Source organism: Corynebacterium sp. MSK204 (assembly GCF_030229885.1).
Lineage (GTDB): Bacteria > Actinomycetota > Actinomycetes > Mycobacteriales > Mycobacteriaceae > Corynebacterium.
The window spans coordinates 88797-114578 of sequence record NZ_JASPGQ010000003.1; the positions used below are offsets into that span (position 1 = coordinate 88797).

General features: G+C 60.5%; 24 protein-coding genes. 7 read left to right on the top strand and 17 right to left on the bottom strand.

Features of this window, described 5'->3' with window-relative positions; genetic code table 11:
* Positions 1–4: 4 nt before the first annotated feature.
* The 4 genes from rsfS to QP908_RS02925 all read right to left on the bottom strand — a co-directional run bounded on the left by rsfS (position 5) and on the right by QP908_RS02925 (position 3403).
* The gene (gene rsfS / locus QP908_RS02910) at positions 5–448 is read right to left on the bottom strand and encodes a ribosome silencing factor (RefSeq protein ID WP_198010486.1); all 444 of its coding nucleotides are present in this window, start codon (positions 446–448) and stop codon (positions 5–7) included.
* Between the two features lie 117 nt (positions 449–565).
* Positions 566–1183: a nicotinate-nucleotide adenylyltransferase gene (nadD, locus tag QP908_RS02915; RefSeq protein ID WP_023023517.1), complete on the bottom strand. Its 618-nt coding sequence runs from the start codon at positions 1181–1183 to the stop codon at positions 566–568.
* Positions 1184–1201: 18 nt separating this feature from the next.
* Positions 1202–2059, bottom strand: a complete 858-nt coding sequence (locus QP908_RS02920; RefSeq protein WP_239275181.1) for a cutinase family protein — start codon at positions 2057–2059, stop codon at positions 1202–1204.
* 75 nt (positions 2060–2134) lie between these two features.
* Positions 2135–3403 carry a glutamate-5-semialdehyde dehydrogenase gene (locus QP908_RS02925; protein WP_239268691.1) on the bottom strand — a complete coding sequence of 423 codons (1269 nt, stop codon included), beginning with the start codon at positions 3401–3403 and terminating at the stop codon, positions 2135–2137.
* 224 nt (positions 3404–3627) lie between these two features.
* Here QP908_RS02925 and QP908_RS02930 point away from each other — a divergent pair, with 224 nt between their 5' ends.
* The 4 genes from QP908_RS02930 to QP908_RS02945 are packed head-to-tail and all read left to right on the top strand — an operon-like array spanning position 3628 to position 7008.
* Positions 3628–4704 carry a metal ABC transporter substrate-binding protein gene (locus QP908_RS02930; protein WP_284771601.1) on the top strand — a complete coding sequence of 359 codons (1077 nt, stop codon included), beginning with the start codon at positions 3628–3630 and terminating at the stop codon, positions 4702–4704.
* A complete protein-coding gene (locus QP908_RS02935; protein ID WP_284771602.1) occupies positions 4704–5402 on the top strand; it encodes a metal ABC transporter ATP-binding protein in 699 nt (232 codons plus the stop codon). Before QP908_RS02930 ends, QP908_RS02935 begins: the two co-directional genes overlap by 1 nt.
* The gene (locus QP908_RS02940; RefSeq protein WP_023023529.1) at positions 5399–6223 is read left to right on the top strand and encodes a metal ABC transporter permease; all 825 of its coding nucleotides are present in this window, start codon (positions 5399–5401) and stop codon (positions 6221–6223) included. The genes QP908_RS02935 and QP908_RS02940 overlap by 4 nt, the downstream gene beginning before the upstream one ends.
* The gene (locus QP908_RS02945; RefSeq protein WP_023023531.1) at positions 6211–7008 is read left to right on the top strand and encodes a metal ABC transporter permease; all 798 of its coding nucleotides are present in this window, start codon (positions 6211–6213) and stop codon (positions 7006–7008) included. Before QP908_RS02940 ends, QP908_RS02945 begins: the two co-directional genes overlap by 13 nt.
* 59 nt (positions 7009–7067) lie before the next feature.
* Here the strand turns inward: QP908_RS02945 and QP908_RS02950 are convergent, their stop codons facing one another.
* The 7 genes from QP908_RS02950 to QP908_RS02980 all read right to left on the bottom strand — a co-directional run bounded on the left by QP908_RS02950 (position 7068) and on the right by QP908_RS02980 (position 16644).
* Positions 7068–7742: a metal-dependent transcriptional regulator gene (locus tag QP908_RS02950; RefSeq protein WP_034659051.1), complete on the bottom strand. Its 675-nt coding sequence runs from the start codon at positions 7740–7742 to the stop codon at positions 7068–7070.
* Positions 7743–7913: 171 nt separating this feature from the next.
* A complete protein-coding gene (locus QP908_RS02955) occupies positions 7914–8843 on the bottom strand; it encodes a D-isomer specific 2-hydroxyacid dehydrogenase family protein (RefSeq protein WP_239268697.1) in 930 nt (309 codons plus the stop codon).
* Positions 8844–8865: 22 nt separating this feature from the next.
* Positions 8866–10098, bottom strand: coding sequence for a glutamate 5-kinase (gene proB, locus QP908_RS02960; RefSeq protein WP_023023537.1), 1233 nt, complete (start codon positions 10096–10098; stop codon positions 8866–8868).
* A 140-nt stretch (positions 10099–10238) separates the two neighbouring features.
* Complete coding sequence (gene obgE, locus QP908_RS02965; RefSeq protein ID WP_023023539.1) at positions 10239–11771, bottom strand: GTPase ObgE; 1533 nt, start codon at positions 11769–11771, stop codon at positions 10239–10241.
* A gap of 172 nt (positions 11772–11943) precedes the next feature.
* Positions 11944–12222: a 50S ribosomal protein L27 gene (gene rpmA, locus QP908_RS02970; RefSeq protein ID WP_005277951.1), complete on the bottom strand. Its 279-nt coding sequence runs from the start codon at positions 12220–12222 to the stop codon at positions 11944–11946.
* Between the two features lie 43 nt (positions 12223–12265).
* On the bottom strand, positions 12266–12571 hold the full coding sequence (gene rplU / locus QP908_RS02975; protein WP_023023542.1) for a 50S ribosomal protein L21: 306 nt from the start codon (positions 12569–12571) through the stop codon (positions 12266–12268).
* Between the two features lie 224 nt (positions 12572–12795).
* Complete coding sequence (locus tag QP908_RS02980; RefSeq protein ID WP_284771603.1) at positions 12796–16644, bottom strand: translation initiation factor IF-2 N-terminal domain-containing protein; 3849 nt, start codon at positions 16642–16644, stop codon at positions 12796–12798.
* 223 nt (positions 16645–16867) lie between these two features.
* Between QP908_RS02980 and QP908_RS02985 the strand changes: the two genes are divergently transcribed.
* Positions 16868–17635, top strand: coding sequence for a helix-turn-helix domain-containing protein (locus QP908_RS02985; protein ID WP_284629150.1), 768 nt, complete (start codon positions 16868–16870; stop codon positions 17633–17635).
* On the opposite strand, the gene arsB is transcribed toward QP908_RS02985, so the two are convergent.
* On the bottom strand, positions 17632–18696 hold the full coding sequence (gene arsB, locus QP908_RS02990) for an ACR3 family arsenite efflux transporter (protein WP_284771604.1): 1065 nt from the start codon (positions 18694–18696) through the stop codon (positions 17632–17634). The two genes, QP908_RS02985 and arsB, sit on opposite strands and share 4 nt — an antisense overlap.
* 110 nt (positions 18697–18806) lie before the next feature.
* On the opposite strand from arsB, the gene QP908_RS02995 reads away from it, so the two are divergent.
* The gene (locus QP908_RS02995) at positions 18807–19157 is read left to right on the top strand and encodes an ArsR/SmtB family transcription factor (protein ID WP_284771605.1); all 351 of its coding nucleotides are present in this window, start codon (positions 18807–18809) and stop codon (positions 19155–19157) included.
* Positions 19158–19304: 147 nt separating this feature from the next.
* Here QP908_RS02995 and ndk read toward each other — a convergent pair whose 3' ends face one another.
* The 5 genes from ndk to QP908_RS03020 all read right to left on the bottom strand — a co-directional run bounded on the left by ndk (position 19305) and on the right by QP908_RS03020 (position 24902).
* A complete protein-coding gene (gene ndk, locus QP908_RS03000) occupies positions 19305–19715 on the bottom strand; it encodes a nucleoside-diphosphate kinase (protein ID WP_005277934.1) in 411 nt (136 codons plus the stop codon).
* A 75-nt stretch (positions 19716–19790) separates the two neighbouring features.
* The gene (locus QP908_RS03005; protein ID WP_023023552.1) at positions 19791–20102 is read right to left on the bottom strand and encodes a hypothetical protein; all 312 of its coding nucleotides are present in this window, start codon (positions 20100–20102) and stop codon (positions 19791–19793) included.
* A 5-nt stretch (positions 20103–20107) separates the two neighbouring features.
* On the bottom strand, positions 20108–20602 hold the full coding sequence (locus QP908_RS03010; protein ID WP_284771606.1) for a DUF4233 domain-containing protein: 495 nt from the start codon (positions 20600–20602) through the stop codon (positions 20108–20110).
* On the bottom strand, positions 20599–22170 hold the full coding sequence (gene folC, locus QP908_RS03015; protein ID WP_502868860.1) for a bifunctional tetrahydrofolate synthase/dihydrofolate synthase: 1572 nt from the start codon (positions 22168–22170) through the stop codon (positions 20599–20601). The genes QP908_RS03010 and folC overlap by 4 nt, the downstream gene beginning before the upstream one ends.
* The gene (locus tag QP908_RS03020; RefSeq protein WP_284771607.1) at positions 22170–24902 is read right to left on the bottom strand and encodes a valine--tRNA ligase; all 2733 of its coding nucleotides are present in this window, start codon (positions 24900–24902) and stop codon (positions 22170–22172) included. The genes folC and QP908_RS03020 overlap by 1 nt, the downstream gene beginning before the upstream one ends.
* Positions 24903–24959: 57 nt before the next feature.
* On the opposite strand from QP908_RS03020, the gene panB reads away from it, so the two are divergent.
* Positions 24960–25781: a 3-methyl-2-oxobutanoate hydroxymethyltransferase gene (gene panB / locus QP908_RS03025; protein ID WP_005277923.1), complete on the top strand. Its 822-nt coding sequence runs from the start codon at positions 24960–24962 to the stop codon at positions 25779–25781.
* The last annotated feature ends 1 nt before the right edge of the window (position 25782 follow it).

Here is a 25782-nt window from a genome sequence, read left to right on the forward strand (position 1 = left end):
GGGGTTAAAGCTCCTCGTCCTCGCCAGGGGCCTTTTGCGCCAATGGCAGCTCATCAATGGAATCCACGGTGCGCGGATTGATGCCGTTGGTCCAATCGCCGGGGCGCTCGGGTGGCTCAATGCCCTCAATGTCCACCAAAGGGCAATCGTGGTAGAGGCGGTCGAGCCCATAGTGCTCCCGCTGGTCCGTGCGCTGCACGTGGATGACGATATTGCCATAATCCAACAGCACCCAGCGGTTTTCGCGGTTGCCCTCGCGGCGCTGCGGCTCGAAGCCCTGAGCCGTCATCTGGTCCTCCACCTCATCCACGATGGAGCCGACCTGGCGCTCATTATCGGCAGAAGCCAGCACAAAAACCTCGGTGATGGCGAGGACATCGGAGACATCGATTGCAGCGATATTGCTTGCCAGCTTGTCCTGTGCGGCATGCGCCGCGGTTGCCGCCATGCGGCGGGCGAGATCAGAAATAGACAATGTATAAAAATTCCCTTTTCGCGTCTGGTGAGGAAGTGTCTTTTAGCTGTCTATTCTTGCACGTTCGGCGCGATTGTGCCCAAACTTGAACTATAAAGGTTTATCCGGCTGCGCCGAGTAGAGGTTATTTTTGGTGATGTATTGCACCACCCCATCCGGAACCAGGTACCACACCGGGCGGTTTTGGGCGGCCCGCTCGCGGCAATCCGTGGAAGAAATGGCCATGGCCGGGATATCGATAAGGTTGATATCCTCCCGCGAACCGGCGGGCAGCATGTCCGTACTCAGCTCGTAGCCCGGGCGCGTGACGCCCACGAAGTGCGCCATTTCCAGCATCTCTTCCCAGTTATGCCAGCTCATAATGGATTGCAGGGAATCCGCACCGGTGATGAAGTAAAACTCGGCGTCCGGAAAAAGCTCGCGCAGATCCCGCAGGGTATCGATGGTATAGGTAGGGCCCTTGCGGTCGATGTCCACGCGGGAGACGGTAAAGCGCGGGTTGGAGGCAGTTGCCACCATCGTCATCAAATACCGGTGCTCCGCGGCGGTGACCTCGCGGGAGGCCTTCTGCCACGGTTTGCCGGTGGGCACAAAGACTACGGTATCGAGGGCAAAGCGGTGCGCCGCCTCGCTGGCGGCGACCAAGTGGCCATTGTGGATTGGATCAAAGGTGCCGCCCATGATCCCAATGCGCTGGGAATTAGTCATGGCTGGAGAGTATAGCCGCTACCCTGCTGGGGAGTTAAGCCAGCCAGCCACGGTATCGGCCACGCGGGCATTGTCCTGTTCCACTGCCGCATCGCCTTCGCTATCGCGGAAATATGAGGCGTGGTGGGCGGCCTTGGTGGCCAGGGTGTCTTTGGCATTGCGCAGGTTGAGGTCGCAGACGAAGTCGCCGGCAAGGCAGTAATCGATCCGGCGATCGGCCTGCAGTGCGGCGCTGTGAGGAATGAGATATCGCGGAATCGGCCCGGCCATGCCGCCGGGACGCCGCAAGGGATTGCCCAGGTAGATCGCCCCGGCGAGCTTGTCCTGGGACGCGAGGTAGCGCTCCGCGCTGGTGGCGATAATGGCTCCTTGCGAATACCCAGCGGTGATATAGCGCGGGCTGCAGCCGGTTTCCTCTTCGTACTTCTCCACCACGCGCGGCGCGTTGTTCATACCGCTGCGCAGGCTCTGCACAAAGCCAACGGTGACCTGATAGACCAGCTCATGCAAGGGATGTTCCAGCAGCACCCCGCCCAAGCGGCGCATCAGCTGCAGCGGGCCCAGGTTTTCGCCCTCTTGGGCCAACGGTGGAAGGTTCATAGAGGCCGGATATGCATCCGCATCCAACGCCAGCACGTAGGCATTATCCATGGTTCCGGGGTGGCGTTGTTCTACCAGGTGGAAGAGCGCTGCGAGGTTGGGACCTTCATAGCCATTGGATTCCGCGCCCTGGTCCGAATAGCGCTGCGGGCCGAAGTACTCCCCGTGTTCCTCATTTTGGTCCGAGCCGCGCGCGGCAAGGAATACATAGTCGGGGCAGGTCTCGGCCGGCGGATGAGTCTCCCCCGCTGCCGCGACAGGTGTGAGCACAGACATGCCAAGCGCCGCCGTGGCGGAGATAGCTACAAAGCCAGCGGCGGCGCGAGAGAGAGAGGAAAAAGGCGCACGTTCTTATGGGCGTACGTGACCGGTGCCTTGGAGGACCCACTTGGAGGAGGTCAGCTCCGGCAGGGCCATTGGGCCACGAGCGTGCAGCTTCTGGGTGGAAATACCGATTTCTGCACCCATGCCGTAGACCTCGCCATCGGTGAAGGCAGTGGAGGCATTCAGCATGACGGCTGCGGCATCAACCTCGTTGCCGAACTTGACCAAGACGTCCGCATCCTGGGCGGCGATGCCCTCGGTATGGCCGGTGGTAAATTCCGCGATGTGGGCGATGGCAGCGTCAACGCCGTCGACCACCTTCGCACAGATATCCATGGACAGCGACTCTTCGCGCCAGTCCTCCTCGGTAGCCTGAACAACGTCCGTGGCGCCGAAGCCCTCGAGCTCGTCTACATCACCGTGGACGGTGACGTCTGCGTCCTGGAGGGCGCGGACGATACGCAGCTTGGTGGCATCATCAAGCGCGGCATCAATAAGCACGCACTCGGTGGAGTTGCAGACAGAGGTGCGGCGGGTCTTGCCGTTGATGACCATGTCGATGGCCTTGTCCATATCGGCCGAAGCATCGATGTAGAAGTGGCAGTTGCCGGTACCGGTCTCGATGGCCGGAACGGTAGCGCCGGTAACTACAGCCTCGATGAGCTTGGCACCGCCACGGGGAATGACTAGGTCCACCAAGCCGCGGGCGGTAATCAAGTCCTGGACGGAATCGTGGGTCTCACAGGGCAGGAGCTGGACTACCTCGCGCGGCAGATCAAACTCTGCAAGGGTGTCCTGCAGGAGCTCCACCAGCTTGGTATTGGAGTTGCGCGCGGACTTGGAACCGCGCAGCAGCGGCACGTTGCCGGATTTCAAAGCGAGGCCGAAGGCATCCACGGTGACATTCGGGCGGGCCTCGTAGACCATGCCCATCACACCGAGCGGGACGCGCACCTGCTTCATCTGGATGCCGTTATCCATGGTGCGGCCCTGCAGGATCTCGCCTACCGGGTCTTGCAGGCCAGCGACTTGGCGCAGGCCATCGGCAATGCCCTCGACGCGGGCAGCGTCCAAGGTCAGGCGGTCAATCAGGGAATCGGACATGCCGCGTTCGCGGCCTGCCTCAATGTCCTGCTGGTTGGCAGCAAGGATGTCATCGGTGTGGGCAATGAGATTTTCGGCTGCGCGCTGCAAGATTTCATTCTTGCGCGGCGTGGACAGCTGCGCCACGACGGGCGCAACGTCCTTTGCAGCACGGGCTTTGGACAGAACTTCTTCGCGTTCAGTGTTGCTCATGTCATACCAGAGTAACGTACCCGCCCGAGTTTTTCAGCCGCCCGCCGTGAACCTCACGCTTTGCCTGAATTGGACAGGCCACGCAGAGAAAACCACTTCCCTACCCTAGCCCGAAAGTGCAGTGAACCTCACAATACCAAATCTTATTGTTCAATACCTTGAAACTTTTAATTGGGTATGTTTATTCTTTGTTTGATAAGTTTCAGCCTGAAAAAGGAGCACTCATGAAAAAGAACGTGGCCAAGCTGGGCCTGATGTTGACCCTGAGCGGGCTCGCCCTCGCCGCCTGCAGCACGAATGACGGCGGCAACGGTGCCAACGCGGGCTCCGGTTCGGGCGACGATCAGGCCATCAAGGCCGTCGCCACTACCACGCAGATTTGCGATTACCTCACCCAGATTGCCCAGGGTGGCATGACGCTTCACAAGGTGGATTCCAGCGGCAAGGAGACCACCGAGGGAGGGGGTGATACCACCCTCGATCTCACCTGCCTGCTGGCACCGAATGCCAGCGCGCACGAGCATGAGATGACCCCGCAGCAGATGAGTGCCATGGCGGATGCGGACTTCCTCTTTAAAAACGGCGTTGACCTCGAGCACTTCCTCGATAACGCCGTGGAGTCCTCCGGCTTCGACGGCGAGACCATCGTCACTGCAGGCGATGACGATTCCAACCACAAGGTAGACCTTCGCCCGTGGCCCTTCCCCGGCGAGGACGGCGAGGAACCGGAATTCACCCACGACCCACACGTATGGACCTCCCCCAAGAACGCCAAAATCCAGGTACAAAACATCGTGGATGCCTTGGCCGATAAGGAACCATCCGTGAAGGAAGTCGGTGAAAAATACACCAAGCAGCTCGACGAGCTGGATAAATGGGTCACCGAGTCCTTAGAGACCGTCCCTGAGCAGGACCGCGTGCTCTTTTCATCGCACGATGCCTTCGGCTACTTCTCCAACGACTATGACGTGGAGTTCATCGGATCCGCGCTCACGGACTTCAATAACCAACAGGATGCTACTTCCTCGCACATCGAGGATGCCGCCAAGGAGATCCGCGATTCCGGTGCCAAGGCCATCTTCGCGGAAAACTCCAATAACTCTAAGTCCATCGAAGCCATCGCCCGCGCCGCAGGTGTCAAGGCCATTACGGATGAAGACGCCTTGTACGGCGATTCCTTGGGCGTGCCGAATAGCGACGGCGCCACCTACATCGGCTCCATCATCCACAACGTCACTACCCTGGTAAAAGCCTGGGACGGTGAAGCGGCCGATCTGCCAGACAGCCTGGATAACGCATAATGAGTGCACCGCTTCTAAAGCTTTCCCATGCCTCCTGTGGCTATGGCACCACCACCATCGTGGACAATGTCTCCTTAACCATCCACGAAGGTGAGGCCATCGCGCTGCTGGGGGCTAATGGTGCCGGTAAGTCCACGCTCTTAAAGGCCATCGCTGGCCTTGCGACGCTGCGCGGCGAGCACGAGCGCACGGCGACGCTGGGATATGTTCCCCAGCACCACACCTGCGATCCCACTTTCCCCGTCACCGCTGGCCGGGTCGTGGAAATGGGCCTGCTCAATAAGGCCTCGTGGTGGGAGCGCATGGGCAGCATGCGCCGCCTGCACCCGCAGATAACGCAAGCGCTGGAACTCGTCGGCATGACGGATAAGGCGAAGACGCGCTGGGACAAGCTATCGGGCGGGCAGCGCCAACGCATATTCATCGCCCGCGCGCTCGCCTCGCACCCTGACCTCGTGCTCATGGACGAGCCTTTCAATGGCCTTGATCAGGATAGCAGGCAGGTGCTTTTAGGGATCATCGCCAAGCTTAAGGAAAGCGGGGTTGCCCTGCTCATTTCCACCCACGATCCCATTTTGGCGCAGCGCGCCTGCGATGCCGGAATGCTCATCGTGGACGGCCACAGCGAGGTCCTTGATACCGAGGATGCCGTCGAGCGCTACCTGGAGGCCACGTCGGTATTTCAGGGGGAGATGTGACGCTTCTGCTTACTGCTCCTTATATGCAGCGCGCGGCCCTCTTTTTGCTGTGCGTGGCCTTGACCGGCGCGATAGTCAGCGTGGTGGTCAACCTGCGCCGCATGGAATTTAGCGTCGAGGCGCTGGTCCACTCGGTATTCCCGGGCATCGTCATTGGCCTGGCCGTGGCGGGGTTTCCCGGCATCTTGCCCGGTGCCGCCGCTGCTGCGGGCATCGCGGTGCTTATTTTGGCGCGCCTTAATTCCGGCGGCGATGGCCACGATCATGAGTCCGGCACCGCGGTGGTGCTGACCTTGATGTATGGCATCGGCGTGGTCATCAGCCTCGCCGTGGGGGATCGCTCCGGCCAGCTGGAGGCCCTTATGTTTGGCCGCCTGCTCGATATCACCACTGACCGCATGATCCCCTCGATCATCTTGTGTGCGGTTGCCGCCCTGCTCATCCTGGCCACCTGGCGCTCGCAAGTCGCCGTAGCCTTTGACCGCGAATCAGCGCACGCCACCGGCATCCGCGTGGGGCTAGTCGATGTCATCGCCAACGTAGCGGTGGGCCTTATCGTCGTCGCCGCGAGCTCCGCCATCGGCGTGTTGCTCGTCTTGGGTTTCGTCGTGGTACCAGGCCTGGTCGGGCGCGTCTTAGCCAGTACCCCGGTGCAGATGCTCCTGTGGGCGCTGGTCGGCGCGGTGCTAGCCGTATGCGTAGGCCTGTGGCTCATGCTTTCGGTAACCTCCCACCAGATTTCCCCGCAGGCCATCGTCGCGCTGTCGCTTTCCCTGACCGTTCCGCTCGCACTTTTAGGCAGGCGCATATGGGTGTCTTAACATTGCCATTCTTCGAAGCCATCGCGGTGGGTTGCCTCTCCGGGCTGGTGGGCACGCTCATGGTGCTAGGCAACCGCGTCTTTTTTGCCGAAAGCCTCTCCCACGGCACCTTTCCCGGCGCGGTCATCGGCGTCGTCGTGGCCAATGCGGTGGGCGCCAACTTAAGCGATGGGCTCATGCTCGGCTCCGTGGCGGTCTGCATTCCGCTGGCGATTTTCATGCATTACCTGGGTAAGGTGCATGGCGTATCCTCTACCGCTGCGGCGGGCACCACGCTCACCCTGGGCTTTGCGCTGGGCATTTTGCTACTGCGCTGGTTTCAGCCGCTGCCGCTGCACGTCGATAGCTTCCTGGTGGGCTCGCTCACCACGGTCAACCACCGCGATGTCGCCGTCGCGGCTGGCCTTGTCATTATCTGTTTGCTGGCGGTATTGGCCTGCCGGCGCCGCCTCTTCCAGGCCTATTTCGACCCCAGCACGTCCCCGCATAGCGGGCTTTACGATGCCCTGACGCTCGGCCTTATCTGCTTGACGATGGCCGCCGTCATCCCCGCCGTCGGCACCATCTTGTCCATTGCCCTACTCGTGGCCCCGGCCGCGGGCCTGCGCCCGTGGGTATCGCGCCCAGAGGCGCTGCTTATCGGGGCGGGCATCATTGGTATCACCATCGCGGTCGCCGGGCTTTTTATCGCCGCGCACTTAAGCCTTTCGGCCGGCGGCACCATCGCCATTGTGGCCGGCGTCTTTTACCTCGCCAGCATGACGGCCTATAAGGCGATTTCCTAACGTGCGGCGCGGCATGGCGTCGCACGGCGCGGCGCAGCACTGCGTTGCTGCGCCGCGCGTTAATTAGACGAGGACAGGCGGACTGTGATCTCGCGGGCGGCCACCTCCGCCAGCGACATCTCGCCGCCTTTGGTCTGCACCGTCAATAAGCCGGCCACGCTATCGCTTACGCGCAGCTCATTGCCCAGCTCCACCCCAAAGCGGTCGAGGTAGCGCAATAGGCCAGGATCCTCATCGCAGACGCGCTCCACGGTCACGGGCGCATCGAGCGGGGCGCTGGCGAGCGTGAGCGTGCCAAGATCCTCGATCCCGCCGCCAATATCGGGAATGGGATCGCCGTGCGGATCGCGGTCGGGGGATCCCAGCAGCGCATCGATGCGGCCAATAAAGCGATCGGAGCAGGCGTGCTCGAGGCGATCAGCGTCCTCGTGCACCTCGTCCCAGGAATAGTCCAGGGTCTCTACCAAGAAGGTTTCTAAAAGCCGGTGGCGGCGCACCATCTGCATCGCCAGCTCGCGGCCCGCAGGGCTCAATGAGACGCCCTGATAGCGCTCATGCTCCACCAGCCCTTGAGCGGCGAGCTTTTTAATCGCCTCTGAGGCAGTAGGCACCTTTTGATCCAGGCGCCCCGCCACATCCTTCAGCCCCACTGGGGCGCCGCCGGAATGCTCCGATAAGTCCCACAGAACTTTGAGGTAGTCCTGGCTGCGGGTAGGGAGTTCTTCTAGGTGCATGTCCACCATCTTAATAATCGTGCTTGTGTTGCCCTTGGATAAGTGTTAAATTAGCAGTAGTTCAACACATTGAACTTTTAATTTCACTTGCCACGGACAGTGGGCGGTACGTCCTTTCTTCGGTACACACACGACGCACCCAGGCTTCGCTGTCCGTGGCTCTTAAGCTTTCTAGTATCCCGCCTCCGGATCTACCTGGGTGGGCATGGGCTCACCCTTATCCCACGCGACGGCATTGGCATTAAAAATATCGCCCATGTGGTACTGCGCCACGTGCTTTGTTGCCCCGATGTGCGGGGTCATGGTGCAATTGGGCAGGGAGAGCAACGGGTGGCCATCGGGAAGCGGCTCTGGGTCCACAACTTCCAAGCCGGCCCCGGCGATTTCACCCTCGCGCAGGGCATCCACGAGGTCATCGGTAACCACGGTGCTGCCGCGCCCGACGTTGATAAACAGCGAGGACGGTTTCATGGCGCGGAACTTTGCGGCATCGATTAGCCCCTCCGTTTCCTGCGTGGCGGGCAGGATGCAGAAAATAACATCGGCCTCGCCCCACACGTGTGCGGCATCAGCCATGGCAACCACCTCATCGGCGCCCTCCACGGGGCGCCCAGAGCGATTCACGGCGGTGATGTACACCCCAAAGGGCTTGAGCAGGGCAATGAGCTGCTTGCCGATGCCACCAGCACCCAAAATCGCTACCTTCTTCGGCCCCTGCTGGTCATAGATCCACTCCTGCGCTTCATCCAGCTCCTTGGCCACCGACCAGGTGCCGGCCTGCACAAAGGCCTTGTGCTGATGAGCTTGGGAGAGCAGTAGGCCCAAGGCGCATTCGGCCACCGGCTTGGCAAAGGCGCCGGCGGAATTGCACCACGGCAAGCCCTCAGGGGTAATCAATCCAGCATCAATGAGTTGGTTTACACCGGTAAAACAATGCTGTACCCAGCCGATATTGTCCGGCATCTCTGGGATGCGGCGTGGGCTGGGTGTGTTATTGACATAAACCTCTGCGTCTTCGAGGTTTTCTACGCGTTCGTGGCCGGCAGCGCTTAAGTCATCGACCATCGGCTGCCACGTTTCTGGTCCCATAAAATACTTCATGGGACCAGCGTACGGCACTTAGCTAGATGCGAGAGGCGAAGTTGGACAGGTAATCCGCGTGCACGACGGAGCGGCGCTTATCTTCTGGCAGCTCACTCATCTGCATGCCCTTGATGGCGTTCAATTCCTCGGAATCGAAGCGGACCTCACCGCGGCCGATAACCTCGCCCTTCGGGCCCAAGATATCGATGATCTCGCCCTTGTTGAATTCACCGCGGACATCGGTAATACCCACGGCGAGCAAGGAGGTACCGCCCTTGGTCACGGCCTCCTTGGCGCCCTCGTCCAGGCGGACGGCTCCGCCGGTATCGGCGCAGTAGAGCGCCCAGAACTTCCAAGCCGAAAGCTGGCGTTCCTCGCGGGTGTGGAAGACGGTGCCCACGGAGGCATCGGAAAGCGCGGGGCCAATATTATCGGTAGAGGTCAACAGCACAGGAATGCCGCCGCGGGTGGCCAGGCGGGCGGCGGAGACCTTCGTGGCCATGCCGCCGGTGCCGACCTTGCCGCCATCGCCGGCAACAACGCCCTTGAGATCCTTACCGGTGCGCACCTCATCGATGAACTTCGCATCCGGCTCGGCCGGGTTCTTGTCATAGAGGCCATCGACATCAGAGAACAGGAAGAGCGCGTCTGCGCCCACCAAGTTGGCGACCAAGGCCGACAGGCGGTCGTTATCGCCGAAGTGCATCTCAGAGGTAGCAACGGCGTCGTTTTCGTTCACGATGGGAATGGTGCGCAGCTGGCGCAGACGATCAATGGTGCGCTGCGCGTTGCGGGCGCGGTCGCGGTGTCCGGCATCGGAGGCCGTAAGCAGCACCTGACCGATGGTGCGCTGATAACGCGCAAAGGAACGGCCCCACTCATAGGCGAGGTGTACCTGGCCCACAGACGCCGAAGCCTGCTTCGTAGCCAGGTCGGTGGGGCGCTGGTGCAGGCCGAGCGGGCCCATACCGGCAGCAACCGCACCGGAGGAAACGATGATGACATCGGAGCGTCCCATGCGTGCGTGGACAGCATCAACGATGTGATCGATCTTTTCCTGCGCCACGCGGAAATTCTCATCCGTCAGCGACGAGGAACCAATCTTTACAACGACGCGCTTGGCCTCAGCGATAGAGTTGCGCAATTCGGATTCAAACCCGGAGGCTATCGGGTTTTCATCAAGGGCTTCGGGGAACGGAGTATCAGCGGTAGGGCCATCAAACGGCTCTACGGGGAGCGGAAGAATGGGCTCTTTCTGTTGATCAGAAGACATAACTCAATAGTGTACAAAGCTTATGCCTCCCGCCCCCTTCATTGGGGCACATTTCCCCCATGTGCGCAGCATAATGTGTCTGAACTGGGGGCAATCGTCCGGTGGAATTGCCCCCACTTCCCTTCGCCAGAAGTTAACAACTAACCCTGCCACCGGTCACGGTTAGCGCCTTCGCGGGTGATCTCTTCCTCATCTCCGTAGTCGAGCTCATCGACCAAGCCACGCCGGGCTTGGGAGGCACGCTTGCGCTCCGCTGCCGACACGCGGTTGGTGCCCTTCAGGCGGGCATCCTCGCCGCGGCTGGCCATAGTTGGATCGCCGCCGGTCATCGGCTCCCATTCGAATGTAATGCCGCCGATGGTCACGGGACAGCCTTCCACCGCGCCCTGCTTGTGCAGCTCGTCTTCCACGCCGGCCTTGGCCAGGCGGTCCGCCAAGTAACCCACGGCCTCATCGTTTTCAAAGTCGGTCTGGGTAATCCAGCGCTCGATCTTTTCGCCTTCCACAATGAATCCGCCCTGCACTTCTGGGTCCGGTCGCACGCTAAAGTCTGCGAAGCTGCCGGTGTTTTTCTTATGCGCTTGGGCCTTGGGGTGAATAACGGTATGGGAAGGATCCCGCTTCGGCTTAGGCTGTGCCTTGTGATGCTCGGTGACCATTTCCATGAGCTTGAATTTCAGCGGGTCCAAGCCCTTGCGTGCTGCCGCAGAAATGATGAACACCGGCCAGCCAAACTTTTCCTTCAGGTCATCCTTGACGAACTCCGCAAGCTCTTCCGCCTCCGGCACATCGGCCTTATTCAAAATAATGACGCGCGGGCGCTCGCGCAGGTCACCCAAACCGGTATCGCTTTCTAGCGCCTCCTGGTACTTAGCCAGCTCATTTTCCAGCGCCTCAATATCGGATTCCGGATCGCGGCCAGGCTCGATGGATGCGGTATCAACGACGTGGGCCAGCACGGCCGTGCGCTCGATGTGGCGCAGGAAGTCTAGGCCTAGGCCCTTGCCATCGGCGGCGCCAGGGATAAGGCCAGGGACATCGGCAATGGTAAAGGAGCTATCGCCCATATCCACCACACCCAAGTTGGGCTGCAGGGTGGTAAACGGGTAGTCACCAATCTTCGGCTTGGCTGCAGAGAGCACAGAGATCAACGAGGACTTACCCGCCGAAGGAAAGCCCACAAGCCCCACATCCGCCATGGATTTCAGCTCGAGCACCAAATCATGAGCTTGGCCCGGCTCGCCCTGCAGCGCAAAGCCCGGTGCCTTCCGGTTCTTAGACGCAAGCGCCGCGTTGCCCAAGCCACCGAAACCGCCCTCAGCCGCGACGAAACGCGTGCCCGGCACAGTAAGATCCGCCAGGGTCTCACCCTTTTCCGTGCGCACAACCGTACCCGCGGGAACCTCCAGAATCAGGTCCTCACCGCGCGCGCCATTGCGCATATCGCCGGCACCGTTGCCGCCTCGTTCGGCCTTAATATGCGGGCGGTAGTGGAAGTCCATCAAAGTATGGATCTGCTCTGAAACTTCCAAAACGATGTCGCCACCGTGGCCGCCATTGCCGCCATCCGGTCCGCCCAATGGCTTGAATTTCTCGCGGTGGACAGACACACAGCCATGCCCACCGTCGCCAGCCTGCAAGTGCAAGACGACGCGGTCAATAAATCGTGCCATGATGTGCCACACCCTTCTTATTTAAATCTATTGTCTTAGCCAGTGTAATGCGTAGCCAAGCTCGGACTCCAACCCATGCCCTGCCAGCACAGTGGGAGGTAAAACGAGAAAATCCTCGAGCTGCCCTCACCCGTAGTGAAAGCTGCCCGAGGATTGACCGCTGCGGTCGTGCTTAAGCAGTAGCTTCTGCAGCAACCTCTTCAGCCGGGATGATGTTTACCATCCGGCGGCCGCGCTTGATGCCGAACTTCACGGAGCCAGCAGCAAGTGCGAACAAGGTGTCGTCGCCGCCGCGACCAACGTTCTCACCTGGGTGGAACTTGGTGCCGCGCTGACGCACGATGATCTCGCCGGCGTTAACCTGCTGACCACCGAAGCGCTTGACGCCGAGGCGCTTGGACTCGGAATCGCGACCGTTGCTGGAGCTGGAAGCACCCTTCTTGTGTGCCATGTCGTTTCCCTCCTTCGGGGATGATTTGCAGCCCGGTTAAGGCTTACTTGATACCGGTGATCTTCAAGGTGGTCTGAGGCTGGCGGTGACCCAAACGCCTCTTGTAACCAGTCTTGTTCTTGTACTTCAGGATATCAATCTTTGGACCTTTACCCTGTTCAACGATTTCCGCAGCGACGGAAACCTTCTCCAAGTCGGAAGCCTTGGACTTCACAGCGGCGCCATCGACGAGCAGAACCGGGGTGAGAGCCACGGCAGAGCCTGGCTCACCCTCGATCTTCTCGACCTTGACGAGGTCACCTTCAGCAACCTTGTACTGCTTGCCGCCGGTCTTGACGATCGCGTACATAGAGGGTTACCCCTTATCTAAACTCGCTCGGACACGGCATCCAAGCCGTTATCCGAATGGACACTTACATATTGCGTTCAGACCCCGCGCGAACATGTCCTCAATCACCGGGCGGCAATTGTGGGCTGATCCAGCGCCGAGAGTTCTAAACAGCGACTGTCAAAGACTACCCCGCCGCGGGTACAAAATACAAACCACGCACTTCGCACCCGCGTGGCGATGCCCTAGGACGTAGCTCGCCGTGCTACGCGGCGCCGCCGCCGGCCCGCGTCCTTAGCACCAGTCTGCGGGGTCTCCGGTGCGTTAGTGGGCGCCTTATCCCCAGCACGTTCCTGCCGCGCAGCCGCGGCCGGCGCCCCGGTCTTTTTCACCGCGCGCTTCTTCCCGCGGCGAATGACCTTGGTTTCGGTCTGCGGAGCACTAGCCTTCTGGGAATCCTTCTCCCCTTGAACAGGTATAGCCGTTGGGGCACCCGCATTATGCGAGGTGGCTTTGTCCCTCGGGTTGGTACGCACCACCCGGCGCTTGCCGCGACGGCTTCCCTGTGTCGAAGAATTCTTCTTCCCGCCGCTGATATTCTCGTGGCGCTGTTCCGCAGTTCGCGAGGCGTCCCCGCGCTTGCCGTCCTGCTTTACATCCTGCGCGTTTGCCCGGTGCGAGGCCTGCACATTTGCCCGGCGGGAGTTCGGCTGGGTGCGAACGCTGCGACGCCGACCGCGCCCGCGTGACGTGCTGCGGGGCTTTTGCTGCTCGGCGTCCTGCTGTGCCGCATCGCCACCGCGTTCCTTCTCGGAGGAACCCGTGGATTCCTCTTTTTGTTGCTTGGCAAAATCCTCTGGGCGCGGGCGGTTATCGGAACGCGAATTCCCGCGCGTGCGCCGCTTTCGGCGCGGAGAAGCCTCAAACTCGGCTACTGCCTCCTCGTAGGTCTTCTCTGGGGCATCGGTAGCTACCGCCTTCTTGTCTTCAGCCTTCGCTTCAGCGTCCTGCTGGCGCTGGTTCGGCCGCTCCTGCGCGCGACGGGACGCGGGCGAGGTCCGCGTTGCCCGGCGCGGCTTCTTGCCCCGCTGGGTGCGCTTCTTCTCCTTCGCCGGTGTTTCTTGGCCATCGGGCACATAGGAATTAAATTTCTGCACCTCATCGCTTTCGGCAGCGTTTTCCGCCGCGGCATAGGCAATGGCCTCGATTTCAGAGACCTCAGACTTCTTCTGCGCCCGGCGGCGCTTGTTTTGCTTGCCCTCGCCGCGCTTCTGCGCTCCCTTCTGTGTTGACTCGTCAGGCCCGTCATCTACGACGACGTTGGCTACCAGCTCCTCCAAGGACGGTGACTGCTCATCCTGACTGCCATAAAGAGGAGCATTGGTCTTCTGGTACTTCTGCGGCTGGTGAGCGGACCTATGCCCCTTGTGGTGCTTCTGCCCCTTCTTCTCCGCGCGCTCGTCCTCATCGTCGTGCTCGTGCATGGCCACGGCAGTAGGGTGCTGCTGGGGATCGTGGTCAGGCTTCTTGTGCGACTTAGAGGAACCGTGCGAATGGTGGCCGGAGTGGTTGTCTTCGGCTTCATCGACCGGGTACTCGTGAATAATGATGCCGCGGCCATGGCAGTGCTCGCATTCGGTAGAAAAGGTCTCTACCAGGCCGGTGCCCAAACGCTTGCGCGTCATTTGTACCAAGCCCAAGGAAGTGACCTCGGATACCTGGTGGCGCGTGCGGTCGCGGCCCAAAGCCTCCTTCAGGCGGCGCAAAACCAGGTCCTGGTTTTCCGGCAGGACCATGTCAATAAAGTCCACCACGATCATGCCGCCCAAATCGCGCAGGCGCATCTGGCGCACGATTTCTTCGGCCGCCTCCAAGTTATTGCGGGTCACGGTCTCTTCCAGGTTGCCGCCGGAGCCGGTGAACTTGCCGGTGTTGACATCGATGACGGTCATAGCCTCAGTGCGGTCAATGACCAAGGTACCGCCAGATGGCAGCCATACCTTGCGCGAGAGCGCCTTATGCAGCTGCTCATCAATACGGTAGGCGGCAAAGGCATCCTGGCCGCCGTGGTCCTTCGGCTTATAGCGCACCACGCGATCCGCAAGGTCCGGTGCCATTGATTCCACGTAGGCATTGACCGTATTAAAGGAACGCTTCCCGTCCACGATCAGGCGGTGGAAGTCTTCATTGAAGAGATCGCGGACGACCTTGATGAGCATATTCGGCTCTTCATAGAGCGTGACCGGCTTAGCGCCCTTGGAAGACTTTTCCTTCTTGGCTTGGGCAGAAATATCTTCCCACCGGTTATGCAGGCGCTGCACGTCGGTTGCGATGGCCTCTTCGGGAACGTTTTCGGCAGCGGTGCGGATGATGGCGCCGCCATCGCCTGGCACCACGCGGCCCAAGATGTCCTTTAAGCGCTTGCGCTCCGGCGCTGGGAGCTTGCGCGAGATTCCGGCACTGCGCCCGCCTGGTACGTAGACGAGGTAGCGCCCGGCCAAGGAAATCCGGGTAGTCAGGCGCGCACCCTTGTGGCCAATCGGGTCCTTTGCCACCTGCACCAAGATTTGATCGCCGGATTTCAGGGTATTTTCTACCTTGCGGGAACGCCCGTGCAATTTGGTCTTGCGCCAGTCAATCTCGCCGGCATAGAGCACGCCATTGCGGCCCTGGCCGATGTCCACAAACGCCGCCTCCATAGACGGCAAGACGTTTTGCACGCGGCCTAAGTAAATATTGCCGATGAGGGAAGCCTGGGCCTCGGTGGTAACGAAGTGCTCGACCAAGAGGTCATCTTCAAGCACGCCCACCTGCGTGACGATGCCCGCGCCGTCCTCGCGCTGCTTATCGCGCACCACCATGGTGCGCTCTACGGCCTCGCGCCGCGCCAAAAATTCCGCCTGGGACACGATGTGCTGGCGCTCGCGGCCCTTTTCGCGCAATTCCGCGCGGCGGCGCTTCTGCGCCTCGATTCGGGTAGAGCCGCGGATAGCCTTGGGCTCATCGATAAGCTCCGGCTCCTTATCCGCCGCCTCCTTCTTGGAGTTCTCGTTCCCGCCGCGCCCACGGGAGGTTCCGCGGCGGCCGCGGCGGCGCTTGTCAGAGCCCCCGCGCGTGGCCTTATTGCCTGCCTCGGCCTTGTCGGCCTCAGCGGGCTCGGCGTCTTTGGCAGGATCCGCCGCATCTGCGGCTTCAGCGATCGCCGCCATGTCCGCGGCCGCGTCCTCACCGAGATCGGCGGTTTCCTGCTGCTGCGGTGGCATAAATAGCGGTGCGAAGTCATACGCGGCGGAATCGTCGTCCGTCTCCGCGCGCGGGACTATGCGCGGTGCATAGTAATCATCGTCGAAATCCTCGCCGGCCTCTGCCAGCACCTCATGCAACTTGGCTGGATCCACGGTCCCCGTCGTGTCACCCTCACCGGCATCCGCAGCGCCCGCATCGGTAGCATCGGCATCTTCAGCGTCTGTAACGTCTTCAGCGCGCGCGGGTGCTTTCGCCGGCTCAGGATCCGGCAGACGGTCCGGTGCCTGCTTTACATCCGGCAATGCGTTTTTTACCAGCGAAGCATCGACTTTTTCCTCAATCTGGGAGATTTCATTGTCCACGTTCTTGCGCACGCGGTAGCGCAGGTTCTTTTCCTCTTCCGCATTGGCTGCGGTGTTGTCAGCCGGGGTGCCAGCTTCTTCCCCGGCATCGGCCTGCGCCGGTTCTTTCTTTGCCGCGGGCGCGGACTTCTTCGTGGCCTTGCGGGTGCGGCGAGCACGCTTGGTGGTCTTGGCCTTGTTCTCAGGCTTTGCATCCTCTGGGTTCTCGTCCGCGGCTGCCGGCTGCCCCGCCTCCGCAGCCCCTGCGTGGCGCGCCAAAGCGGCAAAGAGGTCGCCTGCTTCCGCGCGGGTAATAGAGCTCTGCGCGGTCTTATTCAGGCCCATGTCCTTCAGCTGGGCCACCAGCTGGCGTGATGATAGGCCGAGCTTTTTGGCCATCGCATACACGCGAGTTTTATCTTTCAGCTCGCTCGGATCTATCCGCTGGGCCAAAGCCGCAGCTGCCTGTAGGTTTTCAGTTGTTTCTTGAGAGTTCTGTGCCACCATTAGTTGGGCTTACTCCTGTACTTCGATTGTATGGTGCGCCAGCTACTCGGGCGCAGGCACAGCCCTAGAGGAGCTGTGCCGCTGCCGCACGAATAGCCGCGATAAACGCACTGCGTTAAAGCTTGTGGGGTTATGAAATTATGCGCGCGCTGCGCGTGAGTTCCATTGTGTCACAGAATCCTGGCGGGGCGAGCAGGCTGTGGGCGATGCTACGTTTGAAGTTATGGCAGAACTGGCACCGCGCCCCGCACGGACATTATCGCAGTACCGGCAGCGCAATGAGATTACGCCGAAAGAAGCGTGCTTATTCGGCGTTCCGGCCGGCTTTGCCCTCGGTTTTGCCCAAACGGAGACCAGCTACATGCTGATAGGCGCCGCCGTTTTTGCGGTCTTTGCGGTCATCGGATTAGTGCCCCTCATCCGCCACTATCCCCGCTCCATTGGGGCTAGCCAGGATGTCTACCTCGAAGGCGATTACCCCACCATTGCTTATTGGGCGCCAGTAATTCCACTTGCTCTACCGCTGGCCATGGCCCCGCTATCCGCGGCTGGCTGGTTGCCGGACATTTCCCTGGCCCCACCCGTGGAAGGTATCTTAACCGGCGCGGTGTCGGCGTTCGCATTTCCACTGGGATTGTGGGCCATGTTTTCCCAGTCCTTTCGCATTGGCCGCCGCCGCATGCAGCGCATCGTGGCTGAAGATCCACTAGAAGGGGTCACAGATAGTGCCATGCAGCTTGCCGATGCCCACCTCGATATCCTCACCGCCCTCGTCACCGCCGGGGCCGTCCAGGGCAATACAACCACCACCAAGGCCTTGTCCCGACTGATGCAGGTGGAGCTAAATACCCTGTCCGATGCGATCCAGGAACTAAAAAAGCATGGGCTAGTGAAGGTAGAAAATATTGGGCTGCGCTCCAAAGTAGAAAGCTGGCGCATCACCCTCACCCCTACTGGCGTGCGGTGCTTATATCAATTTGGCAGGCGCTAATTCGGCAGAGTCCGGTCTCCAGGAAATAACTTGGGACCAATCCAGAGCATTACGTATACCAGGCCAACCAAAACCGGAATTTCGACAAGGGGTCCGATAGTACCGGCCAATGCTTGAGCAGAGGTAGCTCCAAAGGTACCAATGGAAACCGCGATGGCTAACTCAAAATTATTTCCCGCTGCGGTAAAGGCCACTGAAGCAGATTGTGCATAGTTCATTCCGACAGCCTTAGCTACGCCCAAAGCCAAAAAGAACATCCCGACAAAGTACAGCATCAGAGGCACCGCTACCCTAACTACCGCTATCGGCTGCTCCACGAGCTGTTCTCCCTGCAGGGAGAACAGTAAGACAATTGTGTACAACAAACCGATCATTGCCAAAGGAGACACGGCGGGAAGGTAACGGCTTTCAAACCACTCACGCCCTTTAGTCTTCTCTGCCCATGCTCGGGAGATGATCCCAAGCAAAAGCGGAATACCTAAGAATACGAGCACTGAAGTAACAATGGACCAGAAAGAAAATTCGACAGAGGTGGTATCAAGGCCCAGCCACCCTGGCAGTATCTGCAAATAGAACCAACCCAAGACTCCGAACATCGCAACTTGGAAAACGGAGTTGATTGCTACTAGTACTGCCGTGGCTTCCCGGTCACCGCAGGATAGGTCTGACCATACCAAGACCATAGCGATGCAGCGGGCAAGGCCGACAATAATAAGACCCGTGCGCAACTCAGGTTGATCCGCCAAGAATAGCCAGGCCAGTACGAACATGAATGCTGGCCCCACAAGCCAATTTAAAACGATCGACACGGTCATCAGCCGTCTGTCAGTGGCAATCTCCCGAGTCTTTTCATAGCGCACTTTAGCAAGCGGTGGATACATCATCACCAGCAGCCCTAAAGCGATTGGGAGGGAAATACCTCCAATTTCCAAAGCTGAGAGCGCGTTCCCTATTCCTGGAAGGAAATGACCTATGAGCAGGCCAAGGACCATAGCTAGAATGATCCACAGGGGTAGAAAGCGATCGAGAAAAGCTAAACGCGGCTGCTGTGAGGTAGCCATACTTGTCTCCTTCATTGACCCAAGTCGCACCGTACCGTGCAGCACTGTAGCCATTCATATCGATACCTGTCAATATGAAAGGGTGTGTCAAACGCCCATATACTAAAGGCATGGTTTCTTCGCACGGCATGACCAAAGATCCCCACATCAACGAATGTTGTTCACTCAGCAACGGCCCCCTAGACCAGGCCGATTCCGTGCATCTTGCCCAGCAATTCAAGGTACTTGCAGATCCCGCCCGACTTCGTCTTTTATCCATCTTGTGCGATAAAGGCTGCGGCCCGATGAGCGTTTCCGAACTGACCACATTATCCGGTCTCAGCCAGCCAACGGTATCTCACCATCTTGCAAAATTGCGGGATGCTGGCCTCCTAGCCAAACGACAGACTGGCCGCACCGTCACCCACGAAGTGCAAAAGCAAGCTTTCACCGCACTGTGCAAGCTACTCTCCTTCGACTAAAAAGCCGCCAATCTTAAAATCTTGGCCTAATATGTCTGCAACACTGTGAATCAAGCAAAGTTTTTAGCCCCTCAATAAATCCCCTTATAAATGAAAAGGCCCGAGCTTAATGCTCGGGCCTCCTTGAAATCTAGGTAACGTCAGTACTTAGAGGTTGGGGAACCAAATTCCGATCTCGCGCTCTGCGGACTCTGGGGAGTCGGAGCCGTGCACGATGTTCTCGCCCACGCTGAGTGCAAAGTCACCGCGGATGGAACCGGGCGCGGCCTTGGAGACTGGGTCGGTGCCACCGGCCAGCTGGCGCCATGCCTCGATGGCGCGCTCGCCTTCAACGACGCCGGCAATCAATGGTGCGGAGGTGATGAAGTCCACCAGCTCGCCGAAGAATGGCTTATCCTTGTGCTCTTCGTAGTGCTTTTCTGCGGTCTCGCGGTCAGCTACTCGCAGGTCCAGCTCGGCCAGCTTGAGGCCCTTGCGCTCGATGCGGGCAATAATCTCGCCCACGTGGCCGTTCTTTACGCCGTCCGGCTTAATAAGGATCAATGTACGTTCAGTCATGCCCCATACTGTACCGAATACCCACAATTCTTCCACGACCGAGGGCTATATGCGGGGGCAGCGCAGTGGGCGGCACTAAGTAAGCTGCTGGACTATCTCCGTCGCGCGCTCGTGGGAGGTCCCCCTAAACCAGAGGCGCACTTGGTTAACCGCCGTGCCGAACTGGCCGTTGCCCAGCAAGCGCTTAATCTCTGCGCGCTGCTTTTCATCCAAATCATCAAGGGTGGCTTCTTCCGCCCGTTGAAAATTAGCGCGCAGGGCAAGGACTAAAAACACGGCGGCAATGATGAGTGCTACCAGCGGCAGCCACGGTGTACCCGTGGCTGCGCGGGCAGCGACCGCGGCAATGCAAGCCAGGGCCGCGAGGACGAGATAGACGGTGCGCATGGCCACTACTTCTGGTTGAGGTGCTGGGTAGTTAAGTAACCGCGCTTCATGCGGGCGATCAAGTTACTGCGCAAATACGCCGCAAGGAGCCACTCCATGCCAAAGATGATGAAGATCGCGGCGATGGACCAGTGCGCCATGAAGCCAAGGATAAGGCCCAATAGCTGTGCCCACACGATGACGGTCAGCGCCCACTTCTTATTCATAAACGCGATCATGCCCAGGTGGAATATCAGGGCACCTATGACCACGCCGTAGTTAAACGGCGTCCACAGCGTGCCGTCATACAGCTTGTACAACAGTGGCAGCGCCAATACGAACGTGATCGACTCCATGATGAGCGAGCTGGCGATGACCATGCCATTAAAGCTCTTGAGCGGATCCTTGACGGGATCCTGCCCCAAGCCCAATGGGCCGATTTCATTATCCGCGACTTCATCACCGCGGCGCGGCGGCCGAGGCGGACGATGCGGGCGGGACCTAGGATTGGGGCTGGTCATGCGGGCTCCTTTCCAAACATCGCGCGGGCTTCGCCGGCGGTAACCACCGAACCGGTAATGACAATACCGGAGCCGGATTGCACCTCGGACTCCTCGGCCAGCTCCACGGCTTGCGCGTAGGCACCGGGCAGATCATCGGCCACATAGACGCGCTCTTCGCCATAAATATCGCGGGCCGTTTCCGCTAGCTCATAGGCATCGATCGCGCGCGGCGAGGAGTTTTGGGTGATGACCACCTCGCTCAAGTACGGCTCCAGCGCGGCGAGGATGCCCTGGGCGTCCTTATCGCCAAAGATGGAGACCACGCCGATAAGCCGGGCGAAATCGAAGTCGCGGTCGAGCGCCGCGCCGAGCGCCTTGGCGCCGTGGGGATTGTGGGCGGCATCGATAAACGTCGTGGGCGAAGTACGCACGCGCTCAAGGCGGCCGGGTGAAATCGTCTTGGCAAAACCATTGCGCACAGAGGCAATATCCAGAGGATGCCCGGAAGCGGCACCGAAGAAGGCTTCCACCGCCGCAAGGGCAACGGCCGCGTTCTTGGCCTGGTGCTCGCCGTGCAGCGGCAAGAAAATATCCTCATACATGCCGCCGAGGCCCTGGATATTGACCTGCTGGCCACCGACCGCGATGCGGGATTCTAGGGCCGCGAACTCTGCGCCGGAGCGGGCCACGCCCGCATCCATATCCACCGCGCGCTGCAGGATGACCTGCATGGCCTCAGGGTCTTGCTCAGCAATGATGGCGATGTTTTCATTCGGGGTCAGCGGGTCTTCGGCATCGGCGCGGCGCTTGATGATGCCCGCCTTCTCCCCCGCGATCTCCCGAATATCGCTGCCCAGGTAATCCGTGTGGTCAAGGCCCACCGGGGTGATTACGGAGACGTCCGCATTGATCACGTTCGTGGCATCCCACAGCCCGCCGAGGCCGACCTCGACGACGGCGACATCAACGGGGGCATCGGCAAACGCTGCATAGGACAGGCCCACCAAGACCTCGAACTTGGACATGGGGACCTCGGAGCGCGCATCCACCATCTCCACGTACGGCTTGATTTCGTGCCACAGGCGCACGTAGTCGCGCGGGTGGATGGGCCGGCCATCGATGCCGATGCGCTCGGTAACCCGCTGCAGGTGCGGGCTGGTGACCAGGCCCACGCGGCGGTGGAAGGAACGCAGCAGCGAATCGACCATACGCGCGGTAGAAGACTTGCCGTTGGTGCCCGCGATGTGGATGACATCAAAGGACTGCTCGGGATGTCCCAGCAAATCCATGAGCATCTCGATGCGCTCCAGGGTGGGCTCAATCTTGGTCTCCGGCCAGCGCTGGTTGAGCTCGTCTTCCACCTCACCGAGCGCCTGCAGCTCCTCCGGGGATACCTCTTGAGGCGCGGCGTCGTTATATTCTTCGTTTTCGCCCATGCCCAGGTTGAGGGTCAGGCCCGATTCCGTGATCTCCACCGGGGTGCCATCGGTGCCTTCCTTGAGGGCATCGACGATCTCAAAATCGTCCTCTCCCCCGGTGGCCTCGCCATTGCCGTTGGCGTCGTGATTGAAGCGCTGATCTGTCACTACTTAAGGCCCTCCAAACGGCTGGTAATGCGCTCGACTTCCTCGCGCGCGATGTCTTGGCGCGCCCGAATCTTAGTGACCACCTCTTCCGGCGCCTTGGCCAGGAAGTTTTCATTGCCCAGCTTCTTGCCGGTCTGTTCCAGTTCCTTATTGGCCTTGGCCAGATCCTTTTCCAGGCGCTTGCGCTCTGCTTCGACGTCGACCGCGCCGTGGGTATCCAGCGTTACCTCCACGGTGGCCTGGGACAGGCGCACCTCAATGGAGGCCGAGGGGTTAAAGTCCTCGCCCGGCGCGGTGGTATTGGCCAGGTTGCGGACCAATTCCTCCTGGCCCTGCAGGTCAGCCGCGGCGAAGTCGAGGCGGCCGGGCACCTTTTGCGAAGGCTTAACGCCCTGATCGGAGCGGAAGCGGCGCAGCTCGGTAATGAGCTTATCGGCATCGTCGATGCGGCGGGCGGCCACCGCATCCTTCGTGGCGCCACCGTTGGTATCGGCCACCGTGGGCCATGGGGCGATGACGATGGATTCCCCGCCGGTCAACGCCTTCCACAGCACCTCGGTCACATACGGCATGGTGGGGTGCAATAGGCGCAGCACGACGTCGATGACGCGGCCCAGGACGATCTGGGTATTGCGGCCTTCTACCGTTTCGCCATCGCGTGGGATCTGCGTCTTGGCAATCTCCAGGTACCAGTCACAGAGCTCATCCCAGGTGAAGTGGTAAAGCAGCTCGTTGGCCTTGGCAAATTGATAATCGTCCAAGTAGGCATCGACCTGGGTGCGCACCTCTTCGGCGCGGTCGAGGATCCAGCGGTCGGCATCGGAAAGCTCCGTGCGTTTTGGCAGTGGTGCCACGCCGGCGCCGTTCATCAGCGCAAACTTGGTGGCATTAAAGAGCTTGGTGGCAAAGTTGCGCGATGCCGCGGCGGCATCAGAGCCCAGCGGCAAATCCACGCCCGGGTTGGCGCCGCGGGCAAGGGTAAAGCGCAGCGCATCGGCGCCGTAATCGCGCACCCAGTCCATGGGGTCAATGCCATTGCCCAGGGACTTGGACATCTTGCGGCCCTGCTCATCGCGCACGAGGCCGTGCAGGTAGAGGTCCTTGAAAGGAATCTGCGGGCGGCCATCGGTGCCCTTACCCAAAAGCTCTGGGGTTTTGGTGCCGGCGAAGGTGCCGAACATCATCATGCGTGCGACCCAGAAGAACAAGATGTCATAGGCCGTTACCAGCACGTTAGTGGGATAGAACTTCTCCAGGTCCGGGGTTTTATCGGGCCAGCCCAAGGTGGAGAATGGCCACAGCGCCGAAGAGAACCAGGTATCGAGGACATCGGGATCCTGCTCGTAGCCTGCCGGCGGCTCCTCATCGGGGCCGACGCACACGATGTCACGTTCAACCTCACCGGACTCGTTCGTGCGCTCCGGGCCGTACCAAATGGGGATGCGGTGGCCCCACCACAGCTGGCGCGAAATGCACCAATCGTGCATGTCATCGACCCACTCAAAATAGCGCGGCTCCAGCGACTGCGGGTGCAAGACGGTATCGCCCTCACGCACGGCATCGCCAGAGGCCTTCGCCATCTGCGCTACATCGACGAACCACTGCAGCGATAGCCGCGGCTCGATGGGCTCGCCGGAACGCTCCGAGTGGCCCACGGAGTGGACATAGGGGCGGATTTCTTTGACGATGCGCCCCTGCTCCCGCAGCGCCTCTCGAATTTCCACGCGCGCCTCTTCGCGCGTCAGGCCATCAAAACGGGTGCCGGTATGCGCGATGTGGCCGGTGGTATCCATCACCGTCGGCATATCCAAGTTATGGCGGGTGCCCATGGCGTAGTCATTGGGATCGTGGGCTGGGGTGATCTTTACCGCACCGGTACCAAATTCCATGTCCACGTAATCATCGGCGATGATCTTCAGCTTCAAGTCATCGCGGAAGGGGTGATCCAATTCCTGGCCCACGAGGTGGGCGTAGCGCTCATCGTCGGGGTGGACGGCAATGGCGACATCGCCAAGCATGGTTTCCACACGCGTGGTGGCAACAATGAGGTGCGGCTCATCGTCATTGAGCGAGCCATAACGGATGGAGACCAGCTCGCCCTCGACGTCCTTGTAGACGACCTCGATATCAGAAACGGCGGTCTCTAGCACCGGTGACCAGTTGACCAGGCGGTTGGCCCGGTAAATCATGCCCTCATCGTAGAGGTTCTTAAAGATGGTCTGTACCGCACGCGACAGGCCCTCATCCAGGGTAAAGCGCTCGCGGGTCCAGTCCACGGAGTCACCGATGGCGCGCATCTGGTTCTGGATGGTGCCACCGAATTCTTCCTTCCATTCCCAGACCTTGTTGATGAATTCCTCGCGCTCATAGTCCCAGCGCTTCTTTCCCTCCTGCTCACGCAGACGGGCCTCCACCTTGGTCTGGGTGGCGATGCCTGCGTGGTCAGCGCCCGGCAGCCACAGGGTGGCATAGCCCTGCATGCGCTTGCGGCGAATGATGGAGTCGATCAGAGTGTGGTCCAAGGCGTGGCCCATGTGCAGCTGGCCGGTGACGTTCGGCGGCGGCAGCACGATGGAATAGGGCTCCGCCTCCGAGGATGCATCCGGGGTGAAGTAACCGGCGCTTACCCAGCCTTCGTAGAGGTCTTTTTCTACTGCCTGCGGCTCCCAGGACTTGGGAAGCTGGTCCGCGCGGTTGGTGCCAACGAGTTGCTCTTTATTCTGATCAGTCACCTGGCCAACTCTACCCTGTGCGTCAACTGGCACCACCGGCCTGTCTAGAGTAAGGGCATGTCTCACAACCCTGGCCACCGCGCCCGCCTCCGCACCCGTTACTTCACCCAAGCCAAAGACAACTCTCAGGCCTTCGCGTGCCTGACGAGCTACGACTGCTTGACCGCCGAAATCTTCGATGAAGCCGGGGTCGATCTCCTGCTCGTCGGCGATTCCCTGGCCAACGTGGTGCTGGGCCGCGAAACCACGCTCTCGCTCACCCTCGATGAGATGATCCCGCTGGCCCGCGCGGTGGTTGCTTCGACCTCCCGCGCCTTCGTGGTGGTGGACCTTCCCTTCGGCTCCTATGAGGACGGCCCCTCCCAGGCGCTGGAGACCGCGGTGCGCGTCATGAAGGAAACCGGCGCGCAGGCCGTGAAGCTGGAGGGCGGTGCGGAGCGCGCTCCCATTGTTGCCGCGCTTGTCGCCGCCGGCATCCCGGTCTGCGCCCACATTGGCTTTACACCCCAGCAGGTCCACGCCTTGGGCGGCTTCGTGGTCCAAGGCCGGGGTGCCGGTGCGGAGAAGCTTCACGACGACGCCCGCGCCCTCGCCGAGGCCGGCGCCTTCGCCGTGGTGCTGGAGATGGTCCCGGCAGCCCTTGCTGAGCAGGTGACCAAGGAGCTGCCCATCCCCACCATCGGCATCGGCGCCGGCGCGCAGACCGACGGTCAGATTCTGGTGTGGACCGATGCCTTCGGCCTGGGAGGTCCCAAGGCGCCGCGTTTTGTGCGCCGCTACGCGAATCTGCGCGGCGCGCTGCTGGAAGGAGCGAAGGACTATGTCGCAGATGTGGGTGAACGTTCCTTCCCCAACGCCGAGGAGTCTTTCGAGGACTAAG